Genomic DNA, 10524 nt, shown 5'->3' on the forward strand with positions numbered 1-10524 from the left:
GTGCGGGCACGGGGAGTCGCGGGGGAAGATGTTGCACGTGTCCGAGCTGAAGCCGCTGAACCCGACCGAGCAGGATGCGCTGGTCAAGCAGATCGGCCTGACGCTGATGCGGGCCGCGCCGGAGGAGTGGCGGCACGTGACCGCGGAGTACCGCGCGACCGGCCGGTACTTCGAGCTGGCCGCCGAGGTGCGCACCGCCGACGGCGCCCTGCGCGCCTGGTCGCCGCCCCAGGAGGTGGCCGGGCTGTTCTCGCGGCTGCGCGCGGGCATGTACCGGGACGGCCGGGGCAGCTGGTCCAACGCCCGCTACCAGCTGGACCACCCGTCCAGCTACAACCTGGACTTCGACCGCGCCGAGCCGTCCTGGACCACCCCACCGCCGCCGCAGGCGTACCTGGACGAGATGCGGTTCTTCCCGCGCACCGACGAGAACGTGCCGGACTGGCTGCGCCGCCGGCTCCAGCAGGCGCCGCCGCCCCCACCCCCACCCGCTGACCAGGCGCCGCCGCGCGCGTTCCGCACGGCCAGGGTGTTCGACGGCGCCGGTCCCGGTGGTCGACCGTCGGTGAGCCGGCCGCCGGTCGCCGAGACCGACCACGACCTGCTGCTGAGCTACCTGGACCGGGCGCCGGTCGCGGTGATCGGGCGCGGTTTCGACGCCGACGTGCTCAACCCGGACGCGCCGCCGGTGGTGCCGGTGGCGTTCCAGACCGACGGCCACTGGATCTGGCCCGCCGCGGTCGGCTACTACCTGCGCGCCTACGGCGTGCCGCCGGAGCCGGAGCTGGTCGAGCGGGCCAAGGCGCTGGACTTCGTGCTGCCCGAGGTGACCGAGGAGGCCCGGGTCGCCGCCGCGGCGAACCTGGGCGCGCCCGCCGCGCCGCAGGGCACCGAGCTGCCGGTGCCCGAACCCGCGCCCGCGCCGGTCGAGCCGCCCGTCGAGGTGGGCGCCACCGTGGCCGCGCCGCTGCCCGACCTCCTGGTCGACGAGCGGCCCGCCGAGGACGCGGCTGGGCCGGTGGACGTCGAGGAGACCGCGAACCTCACCGAGCTGAAGCCGGACGTGATCGAGTACGCGCAGGACGGCCCGCCGTACCGGGTGCGGTTCGACGAGGACGGCCCGGTGATCGACGACCGGTACCGGCGCGAGTCCTACGTGGACGGGATGGACCTGTTCGCGCCCGGCGCCTACGAGCGCGAGCCCGCCGACGCCCCGCGCGAGCTGAACGACACCCAGACCTGGAACCCGTTCACCGACGAGGAGCCGGAGACCGAGCCCGCGGAAAAGACCACCGAGGTCGAGGCGGTCACCGACGAGCCCGCGCACGACCAGGCACCGCACGACCAGCCGCACGGGTCGGGCTACGACCAGCCCTCGTACGACCAGGCGCAGCACGAGCCGACGTACCACGAGCCGGCGTTCGACCCGCAGCAGGCCGAGCACGAGCCGCGGCCGGTCGAGGAGCAGGCCGCCGAGGTCGACGCGCGGCACTCCGCCGACGAGACCGACGAGGCCGAGGTCACCGCCGAGTTCGAGGTCGACCAGGCCCGCCTGTACACGCCGGAGCACACCGACGAGCAGGGCTTCGCCGACCGCGTCGAGTCCCGGTTCGAGGAACCCGCCGAGCAGGCGTTCCGCGACCCGGACGAGCCGCTGTTCGCCGAGCAGTCCGCCGACGACCGCCACGAAGACGGTCACGACGACCGGCACGACGACCACGACCGGCACGAAGATCACGACGACCGGCACGAGGAGCCCGAGGCCCGGTTCGCCGAACCCGAAGCCCACGCCGAACCGGCCGAGCAGCCCCAGTTCGCCGAGCAGCCCCAGTTCGCCGAGCAGCCCCAGTTCGCCGAGCAGCCCCAGTTCGCCGAGCAGCCGCAGTTCGCCGAGCAGGTGCCGCCGCCGTTCGCGGACCAGGCGACCGAGTTCGCCGAGGCCGTGCAGCCGTTCGACGACGTGACCCCGGCGCCCGCCCCCGTGCCGAGCCTGACGCCGCCACCACCGCCCCCGCCGGTCCAGCCGCCGCCGGTCGAGCCGCGCCAGGTCACGCCGGACGAGGAGCGGGAGCTGTCCGCCATCCGCCGCGCGCTGGACGACCTCGACGTGCCGCCCGCCGCCTACCGGTTCGGCGAGCCCGCCGACCGCGCCTGGCTGCTGCGCACCGAGGGCCCGGACTGGGAGGTGTCGTGGTTCGACCACGGGCCGACCAACCCGGTCCGCTTCGACCGGCTGGAGGACGCCGCCGCGTACCTGACCGGCAAGCTGGTGCTGACCAGTCGGCGGGTGCCGCGCCCGATGCCGCCGCCACCGCCGCCGCAGCGCCCCCGCCCGCCGATGAACAACGGGTTCCGCGAGGAGCCGCCGCGCCGTCCCGCGCCGCCGCAGCGCCCGCCGGTCGAACCGCCGGTCCAGGCTCAGCAGGGCGCGGCGCAGCCGGCGGGTGCCACGACGTCCACCCAGGAGCCGAAGCCCCAGCGGTCGTGGCCGATCAACCCGATGAACGGCGAGCCGCCGCTCACCCTGTTCCGGCACAAGACGATGATCGAGCTGCCCGCGGGCGTGGAGGTGGACCGCTTCGGCGAGGGCGAGGGCAACCTGGTCTACGCGGCGGGCACCCCGTTCGCGCAGCGCTCGCTGGTGCCGTCGTGGATCAACCGCCCGTACCACGTGTACCGGCTGCGCCGCCCGGTCGAGGTGCTGACCGGCGTGGCCGTGCCGTGGTTCGAGCAGCCGGGCGGCGGCACGGCCTACCTGATGCCGAAGACGATCGACGACATGATCGCCGACGGCGTGCTGGTCGAGGTCGCGGGCCAGGAGCCCCCGAGCCACTAGCCCACGCGCAACCCGTGCGCCGCGGCGAAGGCGACGGCCGTGTCCAGGTCCACCCGGGCGCCACGCAGGGTGGCCTGGACGAGCCCGTCGGCGTCCAGCCGCGCGCCGCGCAGGTCCGTGCCCTCCAGCTTGCACCCGCGCAGCCGCGCGCCGGTCAGGTCGGCGTCACGCAGGTCAGCCTCGCGGAGGTCGGCTTCCTGCAGGTTGGCCTCCCGCAACCGCAACCCGCGCAGTGACGCCTTCCGCAGCACGGCGCCGGACAGCCCGACGAGCGTGAGATCCGTCTCGGTCAACGTGATCGGCCGCAGCGCGCAGTCCACGAACATGGACCCGAGCCACGAGCACGACGTGAACTCGGCGGAACCCAGCACGGCGCGGGTGAACCGGCAGGAGCGGAACGCGGTGGCGTTGTGGGTGGACTCGCCCAGGTCGGTCCGGTCGAACGTGCAGTCGGTGAACGTGCACCCCGAGGTCGCCAGCCCGCGCAGGTCGGCCTCGGTGAAGTCGCACCGGACGAACGACCTGCCTGCCCACTCCTGCCCGTACAAGACCGCGTCGGTGTAGTCCTCGCCGATGATGTCCACTGTCACACCTTGTCATCGTTCGCCAGTTGGTAACCTCCGACCTGCCGGGCAACCCGCCCGGTGCGCGGTCCCGGAGTAGAGACCGCCGCTGACAGGTCGTCAGCCTGCCTAGTGGTCGTGCCCGAGGACTGAAGCCACAACATTCGGGAAGGCACATGACCCGCACGCCCGTGAACGTCACCGTCACCGGTGCGGCCGGCCAGATCGGCTACGCACTGCTGTTCCGCATCGCCTCCGGCCACCTCCTCGGCCCCGACGTCCCGGTGCGCCTGCGCCTGCTGGAGATCCCGCAGGCCGTCAAGGCCGCCGAGGGCACCGCGATGGAGCTGGACGACTGCGCGTTCCCGCTGTTGTCCGGCATCGACATCACCGACGACGCCAAGACCGCCTTCGACGGCGTCAACGTGGCGCTGCTCGTCGGCGCCCGCCCGCGCACGAAGGGCATGGAGCGCGGCGACCTGCTGGAGGCCAACGGCGGCATCTTCAAGCCGCAGGGTGAGGCGATCAACGCGGGCGCGGCGGACGACGTGCGCGTGCTGGTCGTCGGCAACCCGGCCAACACCAACGCCCTGATCGCCCAGCAGCACGCGCCCGACGTGCCCGCCGAGCGGTTCACCGCGATGACCCGCCTCGACCACAACCGGGCGCTGTCGCAGCTGGCGAAGAAGCTCGGGGTGTCGGTCACCGACATCAAGAAGCTCACCATCTGGGGCAACCACTCGGCGACCCAGTACCCGGACCTGTTCCACGCCGAGGTCAACGGCCAGGTCGCGGCCGAGGCCGTGAACGACCAGGCCTGGCTGGAGAACGAGTTCATCCCGACCGTCGCCAAGCGCGGCGCGGCGATCATCGAGGCGCGTGGCGCGTCCTCGGCGGCGTCGGCGGCGAACGCGGCCATCGACCACGTCCACGACTGGGTCAACGGCACCGCCGAGGGCGACTGGGTGTCGATGGCGATCCCGTCGGACGGCTCCTACGGCGTGCCGGAGGGCCTGATCTCGTCGTTCCCGGTCACGGTGACCGACGGCAAGTACTCGATCGTGCAGGGCCTGGAGATCGACGACTTCTCCCGCGCCCGCATCGACGCCTCCGTGGCCGAGCTGGTCGAGGAGCGCGACGCGGTCAAGGCACTTGGCCTGATCTGAGGCGTACCCCACGGGAGGGCCGCCGCCGGTGGCCCTCCCGTGGCATGTTTGGGGCATGAACACTTGGCCCGTGCCGACCCCGAACCTGCCCTCCGACGTGCACCCGGCGCTCGCCGCCACCGCGATCGCCGCGTCGGCCGCCTACGACGGCGCCCGCCGCGAGTTCACCCGCGTGCAGCTGCGCGAGGAGATCGCCGACGGCGCGGACGGCACGCCCACCATGCGGGTGGACGCGATCGTGGAGGCCGCGATCGCCGAGGCCGCCGCGAAGGCGGGCGCGAACCTGCTGTCCGAGGAGGCCGGGTTCCTCGACAACGGCTCCGCCGCGACCCTCGTGATCGACCCGGTGGACGGTTCCGCGAACGCCGCCATGGGCGTGCCGCTGTCCTGCTTCGCGGGCGCCCTGGTGATCGACGACCAGCCGGTCGAAGCCCTCACGGTCTGGTTCGACACCGGCCGCGCGTGGTCGGCCCACGCGGGCAGGCCGACGCCCTACCGCACCACCGGCCGCACGGCCCTCAAAGGCGCGTCGATCTGCATGATGCGGCCCAAGCGCGGTACCGAGGACGCGTGGATGCGGGTGGCCAACCAGGTCGACCGCGTCCGCATCCTGTCCACCACGTGCCTGGAAGCGGTCCTGGTGGCCGAGGGCGCGGTGGACGCGTTCGCCGACCCCGGCTCGGACACCCACCGGCTGATGGACCTGATCGCCGCCCTCGTCACCGTGCCCGCCGCCGGGGGAGCGCTGCTCGACCTGCGCGGCCGGCCGCTGACGTTCGACCTCGACCTGTCCCGGCGCTGGTCGGGCATCGCCGCGGCCACGCCCGCCCTCGCCGACGACCTGATCACCACCATCCTGGGCTGAGACCGTTCCCAGGTTGCCGTTTCGCTCAACCCCGGTACCAGCGGGCGGTCTCCTCGATCGCCTGCTCGTGCGGCGTGACGGGCAACGGGCCGAACGTGGCCTCGAACGCGGAGTGGTCCACCACCCACGGCGCGGTCCGCTGGTGGTCCATCTCGCCGGAGCCGCGCAACCGCTTGTCGAACAGCGAACCCACCGTGACGCCCCACGCGGGCAGCCGCAGCGGCTTGCGCGCGTTGCCGAGCACCTGCCCGGTCAGCGCCACGAACTCCCGCACGGTCAACGTCTCCGCCGCGGGCGCGTGCCAGACCTTGCCGTCCGCCCGCTCGTCGTCGCCGAGCACGATCTGCGCCCGCGCCGTGTCGGCCAGGTAGGCGAACGTGTGCGGCAGGTCCAGCGGCCAGAACCACATCGCCGCCTTGCCCGCCGCCATCGGCTTGACCACCAGCTCGCCGGACAGCGAGCCCGTCCCACCAGGCCCGTAGTAGTCCGAGGACCGGCACGTCGCCACCGGCACGGACGCCGCCCGCAAGCGCTTGCCCAGCTCGCTGCGCAGCTTCTCCTTCGGGCCCGCGGGCCGTTCCGGCGTGTCCTCGGTCAACGGGCCCGACACCGGCCCGTAGGCGTACAGGTTGTCCGCGAAGACGATCTTCGCGCCCACGGCCTCCGCCGCCGCGATCGCGTTCTCCACCATCGTGGGCAGCATCTCGAGCCAGTTCGAGTAGAACACGTTCGCCGCCATGTGGATCACCGACGCGCCCTCGACCGCCTTCAGCGTCGACGCCCGGTCCATCAGGTCGCCGCGCACGTCCTCCGCACCCTCCGGAACTCCACCCGAACGTGTGACGGCCCGTACCTCTCTGCCGTCCGCCACCAACTGCCGGGCGACCGCCCACCCGATGCCCCGACTCGCTCCCAGCACGACCGCGGTCATGACGCCCCCTCGTATCAGGCTCTCACTGTTGTTAGAAGTTCTAACACAAGTTAGAGTGCCGGTGTCAAGGAGGGCAGCCGAGTGGTCAACGTCCGCCGTGAGCGGTACCGCGAGGAAACGAAGACCGAGGCCAAGCGCATCGCGCTGGAGCAGCTGGCCGAACTGGGGATCGCCGGCATCTCGGTCAACGCCATCGCCAAGCGCATGGGCGTGACGGGGCCGGCGCTCTACCGGTACTTCAAGGGGCGCGACGACCTGCTCAACGACCTGGTCCGGGACGCGTGGCACGACCTCGCGGACACCGTGGAGGCTTCGGTGGAGGCGTCGAGCGGCGCGTCACCACCCGATCGGGTGCGTGCGTTCGCCGAGGCGTTCCGGTCGTGGGCCGTCACCCAACCGCACCGCTACCTGCTGCTGTTCGGCACGCCGCTACCCGGCTACCACGCGCCGCAGGACACGATCCTGACCGCGCACCGCACCATGAGCGCGCTGCTCGGCGTCCTGCCGCACGAGGGCTCCGCCACGACCGGGCCGTCCACTCTGGACGCCCAGCTCGTGGGGTGGGCGGGCGCGCGCGGCGAGGGCGACGTGCCCCCCGCCGTGCTGCTCACCGGCGTGCGTGCGTTCACCAGGCTGCACGGCGTGCTCAGCCTGGAGGTCTCGGGCCAGTTCGGGCCGATGGGGATCGACCCGGCGCTGCTCTACCGCGCCGAGGTCGAGTCCTTGATCCTGGGTGATTCGGGGGTCCGGGGCTCGACCAGGCTGTCGGGGCCGGGGTAGACCAGCCCTTCGTGACCGTCGGAGAAACGGACCTTGTACGGGGGTGCACCTTCCGGGCCGCGCACTTCGAGGATCTCGCCGACCGTCTCGTCGAGACCAACCGCGCGGCTGTGGATGTGCAACCGGTCGCCTACTGTCGCGTGCATCTGCAACACCTCCGGTGCGTCACAGCGTAGGACTGTTCCGAAGGTACCGACAGCCTGACGTTTCCGCTCAGGAGCAGGCGCTGGACAGCTTCGCCACCTGGTCCAGCTTCTGCTGCGACCAGGTCGCGATGTTGGCCGGGTTCAGGTCGTCGACCGTCACCTTGCTCATGGTGTCCGAGACGCCGGTGATGGCGTCCTGGAGCGTCGCGTCGCCCGCCTTCGCGGCGAGCGCGTTCAGCTCCTCGGCCTTCTTCTGGGTCTCCTCCAGCGCCTTCTGCGGGTCGGTGGCGTCGGGGGTGAAGCCGGCGAGCTTGAGCGCGTCGATGCACAGCTGCGCCTTGTCCGCGGCCGCGCCGACCTGGTTGGCGGTGTCCGAGGCCTGCTGCACGGCCTCGCAGCCGGAGACCGCGGCGGCGAGTCCCATTGCCAGCAAGAGGGTGGCTACCGGACGACCTGCGCGCATGAGGTTGCTCCCGTTCTACGTTGACCGTTTCGTCCGACTCTACCGACGCGCGTACAACCGACGCACCACGTCGTCGATTTCCGGCTCGACAACCACCAGGTCGTGCACCTCCGCCCTGGTGGCCACGGCCGCGATCAGCGCCGCCGCCGTGGTCTCGGCCCGGCGGAACGTGAGGTGGTGTCGCAACCCGTTCAGCTCGACCCGGGTCGACGTCACGCCGGGCAGCCCGTCCAGCGCCGCGCTCGGCTGCTCCAAGTCGATCACCAGCACCCGTTCCGGCGCGACCTCGGCCCGCAACTCGTCCAGCGCGCCGTCCGCGAGCACCGTGCCCCGGTCGATCACCACCAACCGGGGGCACAGCCGCTCGATGTCGTCCAAATCGTGCGTGGTGAGCAAAAGAGTGGTGCCCCGCTGCGTGTTCAGGTCGGCCAGGAACTCCCGCAGGCGCTCCTTAGACTCCAGGTCCAGCCCGATCGTCGGCTCGTCCAGGACCAGCAGCTCCGGCCCGTGCAACAACGACGCCGTGACCTCGCCCCGCATCCGCTGCCCGAGCGACAACTGCCGAACCGGCGTGTCCAGGAACGGCCCGAGTTCCAACAGGTCCACGCACTCCCGCAACCGAGCCTCGTAGTCGCCCTTCGGCACCCGGTAGATCGCCCGCAGCAACTCGAAGCTGTCCCGCAACGGCAGGTCCCACCACAGCTGGCTGCGCTGGCCGAACACCACCCCGATCCGCCGCGCCAACTCCCGCCTGCCCCGCGAGGGCTCCACCCCGCACACCCGGACGTGCCCGGACGTTGGCACCAGGATCCCGGTCAGCATCTTGATCGTGGTCGACTTGCCTGCGCCGTTCGGCCCGACGTACCCGACGGCCTCACCGGCCGCCACCTCGAACCCGACGGCGTCGACCGCCCGCACCACCCGCTTCTCCCGCCGGAACCGACCGACCTTGGTGGTGACCGTGAACTCGCGACGCAGGTCGCGCACTTCAATCATGATCCAGTCCCTCGGTAGTGCCGAACGGCCGTCCGCCACACCAGCCCGGCCACCACCGCCGCCGCCACGGCGACCAGCGGCGAGATCCACCCCAGCAGAGCGGGCCCGCCCAACGGATCCGGCCGGTCCAGCAGGGCGAGGCTGGGGTAGTAGGCGACGAACGCGCCGGGGATGACGAACGCGAAGAACCGCCGCAACCAAGGCCCGAAGACCGTGGCGGGGTAAGAGGTGAACGCGCTGCTGCCATAGGTGACCGTGTTGGCGAGCTCCTGGCCGTCCACGACCCAGAAGCACACGGAGTTGGCCGCCACCCAGACGGACGAGAAGATCACCGCACCGCTGATGGGCGCCACCACGACCAGCACCACCGCCCACACCGACCACGCGATGTCGTTGTGGCTCAAGGCGTAGCCCAGCGCCCCGAGCCCGGCGGCGATCCTCCCGAGCTTCCGCAGGTGCAGGTCGGACGCCATCATCTGCGCCAACGTGCCCAGCGGTCGCAACAACAGCACGTCGAACGTTCCCGTGCGGATGTACGTGGGCAGTTCGTCCAACTGCCCCGCCACCATGTCCGCGATCCCGAACGCCGTGCCCGCGATCGCGTACATCAGCACGACTTCCGAGACCGAGAACCCGCCCAACGCACTCACCCGGTTGAACAGCACCAGGATGATCGCCAACTCGGCGAGCTGGTTGACCGCCTGCGCAAGGCACTGCAGGACGAATGACGCACGGTAGGACATCTGCCCACGCAACCGCGCACCGACGAGCTTCACGTAAACGCTCTCAGCCACCCTGCACCACCACCTTCCGCACCGCCCGGTTCAACACCAGGTGCCCCACCGCGAACACCACGACGGCCCAGAACGCCTGCCCCGCCAGAAAAGGCCACGGCGACCCGCGTTCGAGGAAGACGTCGATCGGCGCCTGCAACATGGCCGCGAACGGCGTCGACCACACGATCGGCAACGCCCACTCGGGGAAGAACGCGAGCGGCACGGCCAACCCGCAGAACAACCAGGTGAACGACGTGTAGACCGCTTGGACACCCCGGTTGTCCAGGAGCCAGAACGTGGTCGCGTTGAGCAGGAACCGCATGCCGAAGCTGACGGTCACCGCCAACGCCACACTGACCACGAACACCGGCACCGTCCCCACCGAAGGCCACCGGAAGGGAAACAACAACGCCCCGAACGCAACCGGAGGGGCAAGCCTCACCACCACCGCATACCCGGCCCGCCCCACGTCCTCCGCGAACAACGCCAACTGCAAGTGCCACGGTCGATACAGGTCGACCACCACATCACCACTGCGCACCCGATCGGCAAGGTGCTTGTCACCCCAAAGAACAACCACGGCCATGAGCCCTTGACCAAGCCACACGTAAGTCGCCGTAGCCGCAACGTCATAGCCCGCGATGGCCCCCTGCGCGACCGCTGCGACCAAGACGGCCATCCTGAGCAGCCCAAACGCTACGTTGGTCGCCATTCCAGCGACCATCGCCTGTCGGTAGGTGGAGTATCTGCGGAATCCAGCCAGCGCTAGAAAGACGTAAGCGCGCACGTCTGTTCACCCTAGGAACCACCGCAACCCAATTACCTGCCCACCGGACCACAACAGACCCCACCGCCCACCGACGTCACCGCCCCAGCCGCCCCACAACGGACCCGCAACCCCACCGCAGAGGCCTTCACCCAACAGCCCACAACGGACCCGGCGCACCCCCACCTAGGCCCGATTTGACATGGGTTCGGGTGCTTTAGGCTGGTCGAAGCCGG

The 10524-nt window shown here is 71.2% G+C and carries 11 protein-coding genes; 4 read left to right on the forward strand and 7 right to left on the reverse strand.

Annotated features, from left to right (window positions below; all coding sequences use genetic code 11):
• The first annotated feature begins 37 nt into the window (after window positions 1-37).
• Window positions 38-2836 carry a TNT domain-containing protein gene (locus tag ADK67_RS38975; RefSeq protein ID WP_157621365.1) on the forward strand — a complete coding sequence of 933 codons (2799 nt, stop codon included), beginning with the start codon at window positions 38-40 and terminating at the stop codon, window positions 2834-2836.
• Here ADK67_RS38975 and ADK67_RS38980 read toward each other — a convergent pair.
• Window positions 2833-3420 carry a pentapeptide repeat-containing protein gene (locus ADK67_RS38980; RefSeq protein ID WP_053721607.1) on the reverse strand — a complete coding sequence of 196 codons (588 nt, stop codon included), beginning with the start codon at window positions 3418-3420 and terminating at the stop codon, window positions 2833-2835. The two genes, ADK67_RS38975 and ADK67_RS38980, sit on opposite strands and share 4 nt — an antisense overlap.
• A 155-nt stretch (window positions 3421-3575) precedes the next feature.
• Here ADK67_RS38980 and ADK67_RS38985 point away from each other — a divergent pair, with 155 nt between their 5' ends.
• Window positions 3576-4565 (forward strand): malate dehydrogenase, encoded by a 990-nt coding sequence (locus tag ADK67_RS38985; protein ID WP_053721608.1) that lies wholly within the window; start codon window positions 3576-3578, stop codon window positions 4563-4565.
• 55 nt (window positions 4566-4620) lie between these two features.
• Entirely contained in the window at window positions 4621-5430 is an 810-nt protein-coding gene (locus tag ADK67_RS38990; protein ID WP_053721609.1) for an inositol monophosphatase family protein, read from the forward strand.
• Between the two features lie 25 nt (window positions 5431-5455).
• Here ADK67_RS38990 and ADK67_RS38995 read toward each other — a convergent pair whose 3' ends face one another.
• Window positions 5456-6361 (reverse strand): NAD(P)H-binding protein, encoded by a 906-nt coding sequence (locus ADK67_RS38995; protein WP_053721610.1) that lies wholly within the window; start codon window positions 6359-6361, stop codon window positions 5456-5458.
• 81 nt (window positions 6362-6442) lie between these two features.
• On the opposite strand from ADK67_RS38995, the gene ADK67_RS39000 reads away from it, so the two are divergent.
• Window positions 6443-7141 (forward strand): TetR/AcrR family transcriptional regulator, encoded by a 699-nt coding sequence (locus ADK67_RS39000; protein WP_053721611.1) that lies wholly within the window; start codon window positions 6443-6445, stop codon window positions 7139-7141.
• Here ADK67_RS39000 and ADK67_RS49875 read toward each other — a convergent pair.
• From ADK67_RS49875 to ADK67_RS39020, 5 genes are all read right to left on the reverse strand, one after another.
• On the reverse strand, window positions 7063-7287 hold the full coding sequence (locus tag ADK67_RS49875) for a DUF1918 domain-containing protein (protein WP_082404462.1): 225 nt from the start codon (window positions 7285-7287) through the stop codon (window positions 7063-7065). The two genes, ADK67_RS39000 and ADK67_RS49875, sit on opposite strands and share 79 nt — an antisense overlap.
• Window positions 7288-7354: 67 nt before the next feature.
• Window positions 7355-7750: a bacteriophage spanin2 family protein gene (locus ADK67_RS39005; RefSeq protein ID WP_053721612.1), complete on the reverse strand. Its 396-nt coding sequence runs from the start codon at window positions 7748-7750 to the stop codon at window positions 7355-7357.
• 39 nt (window positions 7751-7789) lie between these two features.
• The gene (locus ADK67_RS39010; RefSeq protein ID WP_053721613.1) at window positions 7790-8746 is read right to left on the reverse strand and encodes an ABC transporter ATP-binding protein; all 957 of its coding nucleotides are present in this window, start codon (window positions 8744-8746) and stop codon (window positions 7790-7792) included.
• The gene (locus tag ADK67_RS39015) at window positions 8743-9540 is read right to left on the reverse strand and encodes an ABC transporter permease (RefSeq protein WP_053721614.1); all 798 of its coding nucleotides are present in this window, start codon (window positions 9538-9540) and stop codon (window positions 8743-8745) included. The genes ADK67_RS39010 and ADK67_RS39015 overlap by 4 nt, the downstream gene beginning before the upstream one ends.
• Entirely contained in the window at window positions 9533-10309 is a 777-nt protein-coding gene (locus ADK67_RS39020; RefSeq protein ID WP_053721615.1) for an ABC transporter permease, read from the reverse strand. Before ADK67_RS39020 ends, ADK67_RS39015 begins: the two co-directional genes overlap by 8 nt.
• Window positions 10310-10524: the final 215 nt, after the last annotated feature.

This window comes from Saccharothrix sp. NRRL B-16348 (genome assembly GCF_001280085.1).
Classification (GTDB): Bacteria; Actinomycetota; Actinomycetes; order Mycobacteriales; family Pseudonocardiaceae; genus Actinosynnema.